General features: G+C 65.4%; 13 protein-coding genes. 4 read left to right on the top strand and 9 right to left on the bottom strand.

The features are described from left to right. Positions 1–111: 111 nt before the first annotated feature. From ACFFN1_RS14960 to ACFFN1_RS14945, 4 genes are all read right to left on the bottom strand, one after another. Positions 112–306 carry a CGNR zinc finger domain-containing protein gene (locus ACFFN1_RS14960; protein ID WP_376841655.1) on the bottom strand — a complete coding sequence of 65 codons (195 nt, stop codon included), beginning with the start codon at positions 304–306 and terminating at the stop codon, positions 112–114. A 387-nt stretch (positions 307–693) separates the two neighbouring features. Then, positions 694–1,623, bottom strand: a complete 930-nt coding sequence (locus ACFFN1_RS14955; protein WP_376841653.1) for a ketopantoate reductase family protein — start codon at positions 1,621–1,623, stop codon at positions 694–696. After that, positions 1,620–2,885, bottom strand: coding sequence for a hydroxymethylglutaryl-CoA lyase-like TIM-barrel protein (locus tag ACFFN1_RS14950; protein WP_376841652.1), 1,266 nt, complete (start codon positions 2,883–2,885; stop codon positions 1,620–1,622). Before ACFFN1_RS14950 ends, ACFFN1_RS14955 begins: the two co-directional genes overlap by 4 nt. Positions 2,886–3,628: 743 nt before the next feature. Continuing rightward, on the bottom strand, positions 3,629–4,618 hold the full coding sequence (locus tag ACFFN1_RS14945) for a bile acid:sodium symporter family protein (RefSeq protein WP_376841651.1): 990 nt from the start codon (positions 4,616–4,618) through the stop codon (positions 3,629–3,631). A 92-nt stretch (positions 4,619–4,710) separates the two neighbouring features. Here ACFFN1_RS14945 and ACFFN1_RS14940 point away from each other — a divergent pair, with 92 nt between their 5' ends. After that, positions 4,711–5,781 carry an LLM class flavin-dependent oxidoreductase gene (locus ACFFN1_RS14940; RefSeq protein WP_376841650.1) on the top strand — a complete coding sequence of 357 codons (1,071 nt, stop codon included), beginning with the start codon at positions 4,711–4,713 and terminating at the stop codon, positions 5,779–5,781. Here the strand turns inward: ACFFN1_RS14940 and ACFFN1_RS14935 are convergent. Beyond that, positions 5,703–7,229, bottom strand: a complete 1,527-nt coding sequence (locus ACFFN1_RS14935) for a serine hydrolase domain-containing protein (protein ID WP_376841649.1) — start codon at positions 7,227–7,229, stop codon at positions 5,703–5,705. The two genes, ACFFN1_RS14940 and ACFFN1_RS14935, sit on opposite strands and share 79 nt — an antisense overlap. Before the next feature lie 76 nt (positions 7,230–7,305). Further along, the gene (gene pepN, locus ACFFN1_RS14930; RefSeq protein WP_376841648.1) at positions 7,306–9,951 is read right to left on the bottom strand and encodes an aminopeptidase N; all 2,646 of its coding nucleotides are present in this window, start codon (positions 9,949–9,951) and stop codon (positions 7,306–7,308) included. A gap of 159 nt (positions 9,952–10,110) precedes the next feature. On the opposite strand from pepN, the gene ACFFN1_RS14925 reads away from it, so the two are divergent. Further along, positions 10,111–10,473, top strand: coding sequence for a helix-turn-helix domain-containing protein (locus ACFFN1_RS14925; protein ID WP_376841647.1), 363 nt, complete (start codon positions 10,111–10,113; stop codon positions 10,471–10,473). A 28-nt stretch (positions 10,474–10,501) separates the two neighbouring features. Here ACFFN1_RS14925 and ACFFN1_RS14920 read toward each other — a convergent pair whose 3' ends face one another. The 3 genes from ACFFN1_RS14920 to ACFFN1_RS14910 all read right to left on the bottom strand — a co-directional run bounded on the left by ACFFN1_RS14920 (position 10,502) and on the right by ACFFN1_RS14910 (position 12,549). Then, the gene (locus tag ACFFN1_RS14920) at positions 10,502–11,089 is read right to left on the bottom strand and encodes a ClpP family protease (protein WP_191726410.1); all 588 of its coding nucleotides are present in this window, start codon (positions 11,087–11,089) and stop codon (positions 10,502–10,504) included. Then, a complete protein-coding gene (locus tag ACFFN1_RS14915; protein ID WP_376841646.1) occupies positions 11,089–11,715 on the bottom strand; it encodes a ClpP family protease in 627 nt (208 codons plus the stop codon). The genes ACFFN1_RS14920 and ACFFN1_RS14915 overlap by 1 nt, the downstream gene beginning before the upstream one ends. 186 nt (positions 11,716–11,901) lie before the next feature. After that, entirely contained in the window at positions 11,902–12,549 is a 648-nt protein-coding gene (locus ACFFN1_RS14910; RefSeq protein ID WP_376841645.1) for a LysE family translocator, read from the bottom strand. A gap of 67 nt (positions 12,550–12,616) precedes the next feature. Between ACFFN1_RS14910 and ACFFN1_RS14905 the strand changes: the two genes are divergently transcribed. Further along, positions 12,617–14,032 (top strand): aminotransferase-like domain-containing protein, encoded by a 1,416-nt coding sequence (locus tag ACFFN1_RS14905; RefSeq protein ID WP_376841644.1) that lies wholly within the window; start codon positions 12,617–12,619, stop codon positions 14,030–14,032. A 208-nt stretch (positions 14,033–14,240) separates the two neighbouring features. Beyond that, the gene (locus tag ACFFN1_RS14900; protein WP_376841643.1) at positions 14,241–15,392 is read left to right on the top strand and encodes an FUSC family protein; all 1,152 of its coding nucleotides are present in this window, start codon (positions 14,241–14,243) and stop codon (positions 15,390–15,392) included. The last annotated feature ends 61 nt before the right edge of the window (positions 15,393–15,453 follow it).

Genomic DNA, 15,453 nt, shown 5'->3' with positions numbered 1-15,453 from the left:
CATTCCAGACACCCATGTAGTTACCCACGAGCGAACCGCACAACACGCTGACCAGCACAAACAGTTCCAGACACAAAGAAAACCCCAAAAATTGTGGAAGTCAGGAGATGGCTATTCTGGCTTGCGTGATCGGTGAGCGCGCACTCGTTCGCGCGTCTGACAGCGGGGAGAGCAGAAGTGTTTGGTGTGCGTTGGTGAGTGGTCGATTAACACGTCCGCGCAGGTGGTCGACTCGCAGATTCCGAAACGCTCCCGCGGGGCTGCACTGACGTGTTCTAAGAGCGATACGACAATTATCGCAGTCATGAATTCCTCGACGTGATTGGTTGACCATCGCAGCTGCAAGGCGTCCTGCGTGCCAGTTAACCAAGGTGCCACACCGTACTCGACAATGGCTCGATTGAGATAGTTTGCGGTCTCGATCGGCCACTGAACTGTGAAAACGGGGTAAATAAGATCGCATGCGCGTACAATTGATGCGTCGTCGGGCTCTGCGACATTGGACGGCCAGACGTCTAGCAGTTCGCGTCTGGCTGTAGAATCCCCTCCCGGGTATCCACTCCAGGGGCGAGTCGAGATCTCTTGCGGAGTGGTTGCCCACTCGTTGATGATCTCGACCACGGCTTGGACAGGAATGTGCGGAACGCTCAGCGGCATACCTTCTAGGATAGACCGCTGTGCGGCCGAGGGGCATCATGCGTTTTCCCGAGCAAACGCTTCGCGAGGAGTCATTGAGGCGTAGACGAAGTCCAACACGGGTGTAGCTACTCCGTGGCTCCTGGCTCGGTGAACGACTGCGCCGACTTGGTCCTCCAGCTCAGATGGCCGGCCGGCCATCAGATCTCGATGCATAGATGATGTTGTCTGCGAGGAAAAGCGATTGAGAAAAATGTCCATGTTGTCAGCAAGATCAGATTTGCTGAGAGATACTCCCTCGGCGCTAGCAACCGAGAACACTTCGGACATCGCTGTGGCGACCAGCCCGCAGGTGCGCGCGTCCTCCCGTGCTTGTCCAACATTCCGATCAAGGGCGGCTCCAACCCCTCCGTAAGAGCAGATCAAAGCTAGCTTCTTCCATAGAGCTGCGCTTATGTCGTCCGCCCAGGCAGTCGAGATCCCGGCCGCCTCCAGCGGATGCGTGATTAAGTTGGCATCAGTTGCAGGTCGCTTAACAAGGCTGCCTACAGTTATTGACGCTTCAGGCCCGACGACGCGTACATCGAGTGGGCTGGTGCGTTCTGCGATTACAACGACGGTACTCGCAAACACATGTTCACTGCACAAGATTTGGGCAACACGAGTAGGAGCATCGATTCCGTTCTGGGTGGTCAGGATCGGTGCGTCTTGCGCGATTGCCGTGCTGAGGTCACGTGCAGCATCTTCAACTTGCCAGGCCTTGGTAGCGATGATTGCGCCTTTTGCGCTAATGTCCTCAAGTGATTCAACCACACGAATACCGTGGACTTCCACGGTCGTGCCTTCGCGCGAGATACGAATCGGTTCATGTATACTCCGGCGGGAAGCTTCCCGCCGCGCCTTGAGAATGACCTCTTGACCGGACTGAGCCAATCGTGCGGCGAAATACAGGCCTAGCCCGCCTGCACCGTAGACGAGGAGAGTCATTGCCGGGCCTCCGCGAGACTCGCGACCTCGACGGGCTGCTCCTGCAGCACTTGTTTCGCTGTATCGACTACTTCGGTTAGGCTCACGATGTCGTCGTAGAAGGCATCAATCTGGGCAACTAAGCGCTCGTACTCGGCGAGTTTAGCTGTGTACTGCCGGTCGAATCGTTCCTGAAGTCGGTTGTAGACGCTCTCAATGACGATAGGATTTAGAGCATTCTCGCTTAGGCCACTTTCGACAAGGATCTGCTGCAGGTATGTCGGGAAGAGTCCGACGCGGTTGAGAAAGTAGTTGACGTCTCGTGAGACGCCGAGATAATCAGGGACATTTACGATTCCGGCGTTCTCATTCGTGACTAAGAACCCGCTGACGGGTCGGTATGGTGTTGGCACCGTAAGATAGATCTGTTCTGAGAACCTGGCAGCCTCGATGACGCGATCCACGTCGATTGGGCCAGAGTTGACCCGAATGTTGTTCTCTTCAAAGCACCGTGTAATAGACTCCAGTTCGGCGAGCCCTGCACGGTTCCCGACTCCTGCAACTCCGCCTTCGATGATCTGGAAGCCATGCAGGATGCTCACCAGCGAGTTAGCGGTTCCGAGTCCGCGGTCGTTGTGGCCGTGGAGGTAAAACTTCATGTCCTTATTGTCGTGGACCAAGTTCGCCGCAAGGACTGCCGTGGAATCCGGATACAGTGTTCCAACGGAGTCGTTGATTCGGATCAGGCTAATTCCGACATTGCGCGCTCGGTCGATCTGGGCCATGAGGTGTGAGTATTTGTCTTCTTCGATTTCCGTAGAGAACGCATTGAGAAGGCTGCAGCGAAGTCGTCCGACGCCAATTCTCCTGAGCCGCTCTGCGACGTGTTCAAAGAGTTGTTCATCTGAACCGATCTCGATCATCCCAATGCTCACGTAGATGCGATGGAGTAGCGATCGCGGAACATCCTTTTCAAGGCGTTCAACCAGGGGTTCCCACGTCTTCAGGGTGAGGTTGAACGAAAAGTTGGTGTCGTCGGTGATGGAGTCGAAGGAGTCCTGAATGACAAGAAGCTTGCGGAGGAACTGCGCCTCGTGCATTCCGGAGCCTACGTCAATGTCTTTGATCCCTGCCTGAGAGAGCTTCTCGACGAGTCGGATCTTGTCCTTGTCCGAAGCTCCGTATAGCGCCCGCTCTCCTCCCTCACGGATAGTTTCGTCCGAGATGGCTTCGATTGAGAAATCTGTGTAGCGGGGTGTGTGTCCCTCTGGAAATGTCAGCATGGTGAGTTCCCTCCGAGTAGCACCTTTGAACCGAGTGTAACGCCCAGTATTGCATAGGCGCGTTACAGAAGGCCAGGCTGGTCGTTTGCCCAGGTGAGAAGGGAAGTCAACTGCCTTGTAGTCCCGATGCCTTGCTTAGTCAGAGGTTGGCTGACCGATAGACGTGGTAGCTGCGCCAACCTGCAATGTGTTCGGGAGTCTGAAGCTAGCGGCGCATTGGCGCTCGTCTGCGCCGAAGTTGCGCGTGCACTTGTGGAGTCAGCTTGCCGCCGGAGCGGGGAGCGTGCAATGAGTCCGAGCATGGAGCCCGGTATTCATGCTCAAAGTAGGTTTGACCGATACTGTTGATTCTCGTCGCATCATGGATGTCGTAGTTATTAGCATCAAACGCTTGTGCTAAGCCGCAGGCGGCGGTGCGCGAAGAGCGCGAGCGTGGACCCGCTGGTTAGCTCGCGTCTGGCCGGCTAACCTTGTTGCTCGTCAGCGGTTTTCGTGAGAACGCGAGGGGAGTGGGGGCGTCAAGTTCTCCAGGCTGCGAATCTCTGAGGACCAGGTGGTTCCTTGCCTCAGGAGCCCGCTGAGCTTGCGATCGATCCTACTCCTGCGCGATCGTTCGTGGAGTCAGAATCCGCATGGGTCTCCGTGCCTGGCCTCGCCGGCCCAGATCTGACAGGCGTGGGGCTTCCGTTCCCCGCGGCGCAATGATCGGTCAACGCGATCGAGGCGGTTTCGTGTCTGAGTGCTCAGTCGGCGCGGCGGGCGAAGAACGCCGCCATGACGGCACCGGAGACGTTGTGCCACACCGAGAACACCGCGCCCGGCAGGGCGGCCAGCGGTGAGAAGTAGGTCGCGGCCAGGGTGGCGGCCAGGCCGGAGTTCTGCAGGCCGACCTCGAAGGTCAGCGCCCGGCGCTCCGGTGCGCTCAGGCCGGTGAGCCGGCCGACGGCATAGCCCATGCCGAGGCCGACGCAGTTGTGCAGAATGACCGCGGCGATGACGAGTAGCCCGGCCGAGACGAGGGCGCCGGCGGAGCCTGCGACGACGATCGCCACAATGAGCGTGATCGCCAGTGTCGACAGCCATGGCAGCACCGGCATGATCCGATCGACGAGGCGACCGGCCAGGGCGCGGATGAGGACACCGGCGACGACGGGGACGAAGACGGTCTTGACGATCGACATCATCATCGCCGCGGCGCTGACCTCCATGAACTGGCCGGCCAGCCACAGCGTCAGGATCGGCGTCAGCAGCGGGGCGAGCAGCGTCGAGCAGGTGGTGATCGTCACCGACAGGGCGACGTCGCCGCGGCCCAGGTAGGTCACGACATTCGAGGCGGTGCCGCCGGGGGCGCAGCCGACGAGGATGACGCCGACGGCCAGCTCCGGGGGCAGGCCGAGGGCGGTGGCCACGAGCAAACCGGCCAGCGGCATGATGATGTACTGGGCGGCCAGACCGATGAGCACGACCCAGGGCCGTTTGGCGATGCGGGTGAAGTCCGGCAGGGTGAGCGTCAGTCCCATGAAGAACATGACCACGCCGAGCAGCCACGGCACCGCTGCGGCCATCGGGGTGAAGGTGCCGGGAGCGGCGAAGCCGATGATGCCGCCGGCGAGGACGAGCAGCGGGAAGATCGTCACCGCGATGCGGGCATTGCGCTCCTGGCGCGGATCGCGGGCGATCGGCGGCTGTGGCTGCGCGGGTTCTGAGGAGGTGGATCCGTGCGGCTTCGTCATAACCCCGAGGGTGCCACACGTCTCACCATAAGGCCAGTGCTGTCCGAACTGTGAGCGGGAATGATGGGCACTCATGCACTGTTCGCACCGATATGAAGCTCTCAGTACTCGATCTCATCTCCGTGCGCGAAGGCCAGACGACCGGTCAGGCCCTGCGCGCCTCCAAACAGCTCGTCGACACCGCCGAGCGCCTCGGCTTCACTCGCTACTGGGTGGCCGAGCACCACAACATGCCCTCGGTCGCCTCGACGGCACCGGCTACCGAGCTCATGTACCTCGGCCAGGACACCGAGCAGATCCGGCTGGGCTCCGGCGGGGTCATGCTGCCCAACCACGCACCGCTGGCTGTGGCCGAGCAGTTCTCCCTGCTGACCGCCGCCTACGGCGACCGCATCGACTTAGGTCTCGGCCGGGCACCGGGCACCGACCCGATCACCTCGGCAGCGATGCGCGGACACCTCGGCGAGGGCCGCATGGTCGACCGCGCCGGCAACACCCTCGACCCGGTCGAGCAGTTCCCGCAGCACATCGTCGACATCCTCAGCCTCTTCAGCCCCGGTGGTGCGGAGATCCCGATGTTCGGCGACAAGGTCCACCGGCTCTCACCCACCCCGGCTCTCGACGCCGCTCCCGAGGTGTGGCTGCTGGGATCGAGCGGATACTCCGCCCAGCTCGCCGCCGCGCTCGGCCTGCCGTATGTCTTCGCCCACCACTTCGCCGGCCGCGGCACCGAGACCGCGCTGGGGCTCTACCGCAGCGACTTCACCGCCACCGAGCATGGCAGCGCGCCCAAGACCTTCGTCACCGTCAACACGATCGCTGCAGAGACCGAAGAGGAGGCGTGGAAGCTCGCCGGGCCGTACCAGTACACGATGGCCAACCTGCGCGTCGGCGACCCGATGCGCCCGCTGCCGACCGTCGGTGCGCGCGTCGACGAGCTCATGACCGACGGACACCGCAAGCTCGCCGAGCAGATGACCGCCCCGTGGGCGATCGGCACGCCCGAACAGGTCGCAGCGAAGCTGCGGGTCGATGCTGAGCGCTTCGGCGTCGACGAGATCATGCTCCAGCCGGTCGCCGGCTCCTATGAGTCCGATCCGCTCGATGCCGCACCGTCACGCGTGCGCACCCTCGAGCTCGTCGCCGAGGCGTTCGCCGACTGACCTGGCATACGCGTCCAGCGGATGAGGGCGGTGAAGGCTGAGGCGACGGTCAGCGCGCTGCTGGCGACAGCCAGGACCACGATGTCCGGCGCCCACCTGCCCAGCTGCACAACACTCAGACCTGTCACCGCGGGCACGCCGAGAATGAGACCGGCGAGTATGGCAGCGCTTCCCGCTGCAGAGACGGCGAGCGCGGCCACCGGTCGTCGTGGCCGGCCGCGCAGCTGCAGAAGCAGCCATACACCGGCACCGGCCGTCAGCACCGAAAGCGCGCCGAGCGCAATCGGGTAGACCGGGGTGCCCGCGCCCTCGGCTGGACCGGAATCAGGGACAGGTTGCCCTCCGACGAGGAGCGAGGACAGGAACTGCGTCGATTCGGGCAGGTCTGCGGAACCGGGCTCGCCGTATCCGGATGCCATGAGCACCACGGCGCGATTGTCATCGGGCAGGATCTCGATCCGGGTGAAGGCACCGGGGACTGCTCCTGAATGATGGATGCGCTTCCAGGTGCGGCCACCGGCGTCGACCGTGTCGTAGCTCCAGCCGAATCCGTACATCGCTTCGCTGCGCGTGTCTGAGGCAGGCGCGTCTGCCTCAGTCGGGGTTGCGGCTGCCCGGGAATGGGCGTGGAAGATCCGCCCGCGGGCCGAGAGGTTCCATGCCGCCCAGTCGGTCAGTTCGTCGAAGGTCCCGCCGAAGTACCCGTAGCCCAGGCCAGCCGCGTCGCAGCGCTGCCCGGCGGGAATGAGCATGCCGAAGAACGGCACTGACCCGTTCTCGGTCTCCAGCGAGCAGCCGTGCGCCGGCACACCAGCCGGTGGGCCGAACGGCTCACCGGTGACGGATTCGACGACAGCCTGCAGCAGCAGGTAGTTGAGACTCGAATACTCATACGCGCTGCCATGACGGACTGCAGGTGCGTGAACCGGAAGTTCAGACACCACCTCGCGTGCGCTGGTGTCGGGACGGTCGACATCGGTCAGCGCGACATCGTGGCTCAGCCCACTCGTATGCGTCAGCAGCTGCCGAATGGTGATCTCCGAATACCCGGCTGGCAGATCCGGCACATGCTCGCCGAGCATGTCAGCCAGGCGCAGATCTCCTGACGCGATGAGCGCATCGACGCGCGACCCGGTGATGCCCTTCGACAGCGAGCCCCACCGCAGTGCCGTCGGCGGTGCGCCGGCGAGGTCACCGGCCCGCTGCTCGGCCACGATCCCGTCAGGGCCGACGACCGCGACGGCGATGCCGGGCGTATCGAGATCGGAGACCAGCCGGGCAAGACCCGCGTCGATCCCGCCGGTACGCTCAGCCCCGGCGATTCCACCATGCGGGGTGCGGGTCTCGCCTGCCAGCGCCGGCAGTGCGGCCGTGCCGAGTGCGAAACCGAGCGTCAGCACGATCGCGACAGCGTGGAGCTGGGGCCAGATGCGGCAGCGAAGAGCCATGCCTTCACGCTAGACCGCCACCTGCGGGGCCTGCGGTGGGGAAAACCCGACAATAGGGTCGGGTCTCCCGCTCAGTTCAGTGCTTGCCGTCGCCGGCGGCTTTGAGCCGGATCGAGCGGGCGAGGTCATCGCGCAGCTCGATGAGCAGCCGGCGTTGAGCTGCCGGGGCATCCGCATGCGCTTCCAGCCACTCATCGGTCATCACCAGCACCTCATCCGGGCGGATCGACCAGCTCGGGTAGAGCTCGTTGACGAGCCGGCGGGCGATCTCGATCGACCGCTCCCAGAAGCCTTCGAGCAGCCGGAAGTACTCCTCGACGAACGGCTCGGTGATCGGCAGCCCGGAGGACACCGTGAACCCGGCGATGCGCGCGGAGATGACATCGTTGCTCAGCGACTCATCGCTCGTTGCCGCGGTGAAGGCCCGCTGCTTGGCGATCGGCAGCGGCCGGGCCGCCTCGGCAGTCAGCGCGTGCAGCCGACCCGAACCGGTTTGATCGGCAGCCAGCGCCTCGTCGATGTCGGACACATCGGCCCAGCCGAGTGTCGCGAGCGCGGTCAGCGCATGCCAGCGCAGCGCATGGTCGATCGTCAGGCCGGGGAAGTCCGGGCTCATATCGGAACCGGTCTCCACCGCCACCATCGCCTGCGCCAGCTCCCGGCCGGCACGGACCGGCGGGGAGGCGACGCTGACCTTGGCGCTGCGCAGCACGAGCGAGAGCAGCGTGCGCGCCAGCGCCAGCTGCTCATCCGATCCCGGCTTCGAGGCCGCCAGCGCATCGAAGCACACCCCGAGCAGCCCGTCGAGGGCTGGGTTGAGATAGCGGTCGGGCAACCACGCATCGAGGGCGGTGAGCATCGTGCGCATGAGGGTTGCCGAGATCCCGGCGTGGGTCTCGCGGCTGAGCGAACGGCTGTAGGCGGTGAGGAAGTCGGTGGCCGGCAGCAGCCCGTCGCGCATCGCATTCGTCAGCGCCGACCACACCAGCGCCCGGTCCATCGGATCGGCGAACCGGGAGACGTGCTTGAGTGCCGTCTCGGTCGAAACCTCATCGAGGCGAACCTTGACGAAGTCGTCATCGCCGTAATTCAGCAGCAGCAGATCCGGGCGCTTGACGCCGACGAGATCCGGCACCTCGGCACGGGCGGTGTCGAAGTCGATCTCCCACGTCTGCGTGCGCGTGAGCACATTGCCCTTGCGGACGAATCCGGCGAGCTGGAAGCGGTGCGGGCGCACCGCCTCGGGCCCGGCCTCCCCTGTTTCCGAGGCGCCGGTCCCGGAGTTCTGCTGCACCACCTCGGCGGCGGTGATGGTGCCGTCGTCATCTGTGGCGATCTCCAGGCTGAGCTCGGAGACCCCGGTCGTCTTCAGCCACGCATCGGCCCAGGCGGCCAGGTCGCGGTCCGGGGCTGCGGCCTCGAGCGCGGCGAGGAAGTCGGTGAGTGTGGCGGTGCCGAACTCGTGGGCGCGGAAGTACTGGCGGGTGCCGGCCATGAAGGCGTCCTGGCCGACGTAGGCGACGAGCTGCTTGAGCACCGAGGCGCCCTTGGCGTATGTGATGCCGTCGAAATTGAGCTTGGCGGCCTCGACGTCGGGGATGTCGGCGACGATCGGGTGGGTCGTCGGATACTGGTCCTGCCGGTACGCCCAGCCCTTGCGCTGCAGCGCGAACGTCACCCAGCCGTCATCGAACTCGGTCGCCTCAGCCAGGGCGAGCCCGCCCATGTAGTCGGCGAAGGACTCCTTGAGCCACAGGTCGTCCCACCACGCCATCGTCACGAGATCGCCGAACCACATGTGCGCCATCTCGTGCAGGATGACGTTGGCGCGCGCCTCATAGGAGGCGCGGGTGACCTTGTCGCGGAAGATGAGGGAGTCGGTGAAGGTCACCAGGCCCGGGTTCTCCATCGCACCGAGGTTGTACTCAGGCACGAAGATCTGGTCGTACTTGCCCCACGGGTAGGGGTAGTCGAAGTGCTCGTGGAAGAAGTCCAGGCCCTGCTTGGTGACGGTGAAGATCGACTCGGCATCCATGTGCTCGGCCAGCGAGGCGCGGGTATGGACGCCCAGCTCGATCGTCTGACCGGTCTGCGGATGCGTGTACGTGTCGGTCGCGGTGGCGTAGTGGCCGGCGGTCACACAGGTGATGTAGGAGGACTGCACGCCGGTGACGGCGAACTCGTGGCGCAGCAGACCCTGGACCGGTGCCGAGACGCTGGTAACCGGGGAGTTGCTGAGGACGGAGAAGTCCTTCGGGGCGGTGACGGTGAACTGGAATCGGGCCTTGAGGTCGGGCTGGTCGAAGTTGGCGAACACCCGCCGGGCGTCGGTGGGCTCGTACTGGGTGTAGAGGTAGACCTTGTCATCGGCTGGGTCGAAGTAGCGGTGCAGGCCCTCACCGGAACGCGAGTACAGGCAGGCGGCGGTGATCTCCAGCCGGTTCGCCCCGGCGGTGACCGGGAAGTGGACGCGCGCGCCGTCGAAGGCGGTGCGCGGGTTGAGCGGCTCATTGTTGATCGTGACCGAGGACACCGAGTCGGCGATGAGGTCGATGAAGGTCTCACCGTCGTGCACGGCATCGAGATCGACGATCGTCGTCGAGGCGAACGTCTCCGCATCAGGATCTGTGGCCGCAGTGAGATCGAGGTCGACGGTGTAGAGCTCGACGCTGAGCAGCTCCGAACGGGAGCGCGCCTGCGCGCGCGTGAGATTCGTGGTCATCTGTCCTCCTGTCACCGAGTCCCAGCATGTCATATAACCGACTGCGCCGGGCAGGTGATCACTGGGATTCGCAGCACAGCCGACGACGGGCCGGACCACCCGTCTCTGCTCTCAGCAGATTCGGCAGACAGGCGGAGAACGTGCGGCCTACCATGAAGCATGACTGAAATACACGTCGTCGCAGATGTCGATCACGCAGGTTCTGCCGCAAGCCCGGTCACCGTGCGCTCGCACGAACCGCTGTGGCGGCAGATGGTCGGCCAGGCGCTGAGGCAGAGGCGGAACGCTCGCGGTCAGACACTCGGTCAGGTTGCGGCCCGGGCAGGGGTCTCACCGCAGTATCTGTCGGAGATCGAGCGCGGCCTCAAAGACCCCTCGAGTGAGATCATCGCAGCCCTCAGCGGTGCCTTGGGCACCAGCCTGCTCGATCTCACCGCCGATGTCGCACGAACGCTCTCAGCATCGCGCACTCCTCGCGCGCAGGCAGCACCCGCCACGCTGTCGTGTGCGCTCGCTGCGTGAGCGAGCCGCGTCTGCATTCCCGGGCTGCTCACCGCTGAGTGAGCACATGATCGAGCAGTCCGTAGTCGCGGGCCTGCCGGGCGGTGAAGACCCGATCATGGTCGGTGTCAGCCCGCAGCGTGGTGAGGCTCTGCCCGGTGTGGTGTGCCAGCACCTCTTCGATGTCGGAGCGCAGGCGGATCACCTCGTCTGCCTGCAGGATGAGGTCCGGGATCGTGCCCCGTCCCTGTGCGGCCGGCTGATGCAGCACGATGCGCGCGTGGGGCAGTGCGGCGCGCTTGCCGGGGGCACCGCCTGCCAGCAGGACCGCGCCGACCGCCACGGCCTGCCCCACGCAGGTGGTGGCCACATCGGGTTTGATGAAGGTCATCGTGTCGTAGACGGCGAGCATGGCGCTCGGGTCGCCGCCGTCGCAGTTGATGTAGAGCTGGATGTCACGCTCGGGGCTCTCGGTCTCCAGGTGCAGCAGCTGGGCGATGAGCGTGTTCGCTGCGCCAGCGTCGATTCCGGTGCCCAAGTAGATGACGCGTTCGGTCAGCAGGTGGGAGTAGACGTCGACGATGCGTTCGCCGCGGGGATGCTGGGCGATGACATTGGGAATGGTGTAGCTGCCCATCAGGCATCAGTCTCCTTCTGAGGTGCAAAGCCGGCTGTCGAACGTGCCTGTGGGCGGTAGTCTGCGAACGATTCGACGATCACGTCGATGAAGCCGTAGTCGCGGGCCTCCTGCGCCGTATACCAGTGGTCGTGCAGCGAATCCTCGAACACCTGCTCGAGCGGCTGCCCGGTGTCTGCTGCGATGAGTCCGAGCACGGTGTCGCGGGTGTGCCGCAGGTCGTCTGCCTGGAGTGAGATGTCGACTGCGGAACCGCCGATCCCGGCCGAACCCTGGTGCATGAGCACGCGTGCGTGCGGCAGTGCCCTGCGCTTTCCCTTCGTCCCGGCGGACAGCAGGAACTGCCCTGCGCTGTAGGCGATGCCGAACACCAGTGTCGAGACGTCGTTCGGGATCGTGCGCATGACATCGCGTATCGCCAGCATGGCCGGCACCGAACCGCCGGGGGAGTGGATCCACAGGGAGATGTCGGAGATCGGGTCATCAGCTGCCAGCGTGATGAGCTGGGTGGCGAGCAGCGTGCCGTTGTCATCGTCGAGCGCCCCATCGAGGACGAGCACGCGGCGGTCATAGAATTCGCGTCGCACGGTCTCACTGAACAGCGGCGCAGTGGGAGTCTCAGTCATGAGTCCATCGTCGTCTAGGCTGCGTCTCGATCGGCCGTTCTCGTCTCACAGCAGAACCGCTCACAGCAGAGCCGCTCCAAGCAGAGGCTTTCACAGCAGACTCGTTCACAGCAGAGGCAGGTCGGAGCGGTGCTGGAGCACGGCGACGGTGGCCGTGCACCGCACGCGTCGGCGATTGTGACCGGATCACAGGCGTGCGGTGAGCATCGGGTACAGCGTGGCGAGCAGCAGACCGGCCATCAGGAGATTGACGATGCGCCGGTTCCGGGAGTTTCGCAGCCACCCGCTCACGGCCGAGCCGAAGACCGCCCACAGTGCGACACATGGCGCGTTGACGAGAGCGTAGGTTGCGGCGACGACGGCGACCAGGGCGATCGAGGAGTCGGCCGGCAGGTAGTTGGCCGATGCGCCGACGGCCATCACCCACGCCTTCGGGTTGACCCACTGGAAGGCGGCGGCGCCGAGGAATCCCATCGGCCGGCTGCGTGACTCTCCCTCCGCAGGTGCCGCCGCAGTCGCGATCTGCCATGCCAGCCATATGAGGTATGCCGCTCCGGCGATGCGCATCCCGGTGTAGAGCGGTGCGTAAGCGGCGAAGATCTGCGCTAACCCGAGCCCGACGCAGAAGACCATGACACCGAATCCGATGCTGATTCCCGCCAGATGCGGCAGCGTCCTGCGCAGTCCGAAGTTGACGCCGGATGCGAGCAGCATGAGGTTGTTCGGCCCCGGTGTGATCGACGTTGTCAGCGCATACAGCGCGAGAGCAGCGAGGGTTTCCGGGGTCACTGCGACCACCGCGCATTCAGCGGTGTGATTCTGGGGTTCATCCACATCATTCGGGTAGCGTGGCATGCGTGGAACTGTGTGACAGGTGTCTTAGTACACGGAGGGCTGCGAGGTGACGGCCGGGCCGAGCTGGCAGCCGCGCATCGGTGAAGGGGTGCATGCACCGCTGTATGAGCGGCTGGTGGCCGCGTTGGCCGAGGATATCGCCGGCGGCGTCCTGGCACCTGGAGACCGGCTGCCGGCGCACCGGGACCTTGCCGGGCGTCTGGGAATCTCCGTGGGCACAGTCACGCGAGCCTACGCAGCTCTTGAACGGCAGGGGCTCGTGCATGCTGTGCATGGGAGGGGAACCTTCGTATCGGGTGCCGGGAGTGCTGATGAGGCGGTCGAGGTCATCGACCTATCTGTCAATGTGCCCCCGCCCAAGCTGGCGGAGAGGACGCTTGCCAGCGCGCTGGCAGAGCTGCCGGGCAGCCTCTCGACTGCCGAGATGTTCACATATCCGGATCCGCTGGGCGCACCGCGCCATCGCCACGCGATCGCCGCCTGGCTGCGAGCACAGGGAGTGAATGCGTCCCCTGACCATGTGCTCATCACCCATGGTGCTCAGCACGCGCTGACGGTGGCCTTCGCCGCGGCCTCGGAAAGCGGTGGGACGGTCCTCGCCGATCCGCACACCTACCCGGGAGCGCTTGTCGCAGCGCAGCACGCGGGCCTCCGGGTTCTGCCGGTTAACAACGACGGCGCTGGGATGGATCCGCGCGCCCTGGATGCGGCGCTGCGGCAGACCGCCAGCGCGCCGGCGAGGATCGTCTACCTCATGCCCACGCTGCACAACCCCTACGGCACCACGCTGAGTCAGCGTCGCCGGCGTGAGATCGCCGCCGTCTGCCGTCGGCGCGGTGCCGTCATCGTCGAAGACGACGTCTATTCGGTGTTTCGATCCGCGAGAACCACCCCGCTGGCAGCGCTCGTGCCCGAGCGCACCTGGTACGTCAACGGATTCTCGAAGAGCCTGAGCCCAGGGCTGCACGTCGGAGCCCTCGTCGCGCCCGGTCAGAACCGAGCGCAGGCGCAGGCAGTCCTGCAGGCGACCACGCTGGCGGTCAGCCCGCTGATGGCGCAGCTCGTCTCGCAGTGGATCCTCGATGGGACAGCTGCCGGAGTGGCGGCAGCGCTGCGGGCAGAGTCGGAGGAGCGCCTGCGCATCGCCGCAGCCGCGCTCTCCTCGCATATGGACGCGGTTCCTGCGGCCGGGTTCCATTTCTGGCTGCCGATGCCCCGGGCACAAGCAGAGCAGACCTTCCAGCTGGCTGCCGGGCAGGGACTGCTCCTCACGCCCCCTGCCGCCACGCTCTCAGACCCCGACTCCGATCGTGCCGGACTGCGCGTCTGCATCGGCCGCCCGCCGCTCCGGCAGCTCGAACGGGCGCTGCACCGCCTGCGCGCAGTGCTCCGCAGAGTCTCACCGACCGGACCTGACGCCCCGATCCGCTCAAGCCGATCCCCTCAAGCTCGGACCAGGTGATGGGCGGCCGCTGAGCGCGCACCCGGAGAGTCCGCCGGTGCACAGGACCGCAGCCCTCATCACCGCCTGCCGCCCCTGGCCAGGACACTCAGTCCGTGCTCCCGGCCCTGCCCACCCGAGTAGACTCAAGAAGTGCAGCCAGGTGACTGACGCTGGTCAGCCGGCTGATGAGCGCATTCCGCAGTGTCGAAAGGCAGGAGGAGAGCTGATGCAGCAGCAGTCGTGGGCCCGCCCGTCGGACTGGCCCCGCCACCTCGGCAGCGTCGCCGAGAACCGCTCGCGCATCGGCGCTCGCCGGATCCGCACGAACATCTCCCAGCTGCTGCAGGTCACCGTCGGTGCGACAGCCGCCTACGCGTTCTGCTATCTCGTCCTCGGCCACGAATACCCCTTCCTCGCCGCCGTCGCCGCAGCCGTCGGCACCGGTGTGATGGTCGATCGCCGGCTGCGCCGGGCGATGGAGATCGGCTTCGGGGCCACCCTCGGCGTGCTGGCCGGCGAGGTGATGGTCCACCTGTTCGGCCAGGGGATCATCCAGCTGATGATCGTGCTGTTCATCGGCCTGCTCATCGGCACGATGATCAACTCCGGGGGCATCTTCATCACCCAGATCGGGGTGCAGTCCGTCTATGTCGTCACCGTGCCCCCGGCGGTGGCCGCCCAGCCCTTCGACCGCACCATCGACGCCCTCTTCGGGGCGACGGTGGCGATCATCATGGCCCTCATCGTCCCGCATGATGCGCGCAAGGCCCCGCGCGACCGCGCCTCGGCGCTGCTGCAGGAGATTTCCGAACTGCTCATCGAAGCCGCCGATGCGCTCAAGCGCGCCGATGCCCACGCTGCGGAGCGGACCCTCTCACGGGCCCGTGACACCCAGGCGATGATCGACTCCTGGCGCTCATCGCTGCGGATCTCGCAGGAAGCCGCTCGCATCAACGCCCGCTCCCGCCGCTACGCCGCCGAGGTCACCCGCCTGGCGAAGGCCTGCGAGTACGCAGACCGGGCGATGCGGCTGGTGCGCGTCATCGCCCGCCGCATCCTCGCGGTGTCCAAACTCGGCCAGCCGCACCCGGAGATGGCCGCGATCGTCGCCGACCTCGGCGAGGGTGCGAACCGGCTGCGGGTCGCGCTGCGTCGCGGCACCTCCCGGGTCCCGGCCGAGGAGTACCTGTCCCAGGCGGCCAGCAGGCTCGACCCCAAAGGCGAGGCCGTGCGCGAATCCCAGGACGAAACACTCGTGCTGCTGCTGCGCCCGCTGGCCACCGACCTGCTGCAGGCCGCGGGCGCGACCCAAGAGCATGCGCTCGAACAGCTGCCGACCCTCGAAGAGGACAGCTCCGACGGCCCACCGGTCGAATAACCGGCCGCCCGGCCCGTGCCGCAGCATCCAGCCAACCCGGCTCGCTCACCCGCCCGGCCCA

It is taken from the genome of Brevibacterium otitidis (genome assembly GCF_042429315.1).
Classification (GTDB): Bacteria; Actinomycetota; Actinomycetes; order Actinomycetales; family Brevibacteriaceae; genus Brevibacterium; species Brevibacterium otitidis.
This window is presented reverse-complemented; position numbering and strand designations above follow the sequence as displayed.

Coding starts and splice junctions, on each gene's coding strand:
- ACFFN1_RS14960 (WP_376841655.1), bottom strand. CDS start 306: ATGACTGCGATAATTGTCGTATCGCTCTTAGAACACGTCAGTGCAGCC.
- ACFFN1_RS14955 (WP_376841653.1), bottom strand. CDS start 1,623: ATGACTCTCCTCGTCTACGGTGCAGGCGGGCTAGGCCTGTATTTCGCC.
- ACFFN1_RS14950 (WP_376841652.1), bottom strand. CDS start 2,885: ATGCTGACATTTCCAGAGGGACACACACCCCGCTACACAGATTTCTCA.
- ACFFN1_RS14945 (WP_376841651.1), bottom strand. CDS start 4,618: ATGACGAAGCCGCACGGATCCACCTCCTCAGAACCCGCGCAGCCACAG.
- ACFFN1_RS14940 (WP_376841650.1), top strand. CDS start 4,711: ATGAAGCTCTCAGTACTCGATCTCATCTCCGTGCGCGAAGGCCAGACG.
- ACFFN1_RS14935 (WP_376841649.1), bottom strand. CDS start 7,229: ATGGCTCTTCGCTGCCGCATCTGGCCCCAGCTCCACGCTGTCGCGATC.
- pepN (WP_376841648.1), bottom strand. CDS start 9,951: ATGACCACGAATCTCACGCGCGCGCAGGCGCGCTCCCGTTCGGAGCTG.
- ACFFN1_RS14925 (WP_376841647.1), top strand. CDS start 10,111: ATGACTGAAATACACGTCGTCGCAGATGTCGATCACGCAGGTTCTGCC.
- ACFFN1_RS14920 (WP_191726410.1), bottom strand. CDS start 11,089: ATGGGCAGCTACACCATTCCCAATGTCATCGCCCAGCATCCCCGCGGC.
- ACFFN1_RS14915 (WP_376841646.1), bottom strand. CDS start 11,715: ATGACTGAGACTCCCACTGCGCCGCTGTTCAGTGAGACCGTGCGACGC.
- ACFFN1_RS14900 (WP_376841643.1), top strand. CDS start 14,241: ATGCAGCAGCAGTCGTGGGCCCGCCCGTCGGACTGGCCCCGCCACCTC.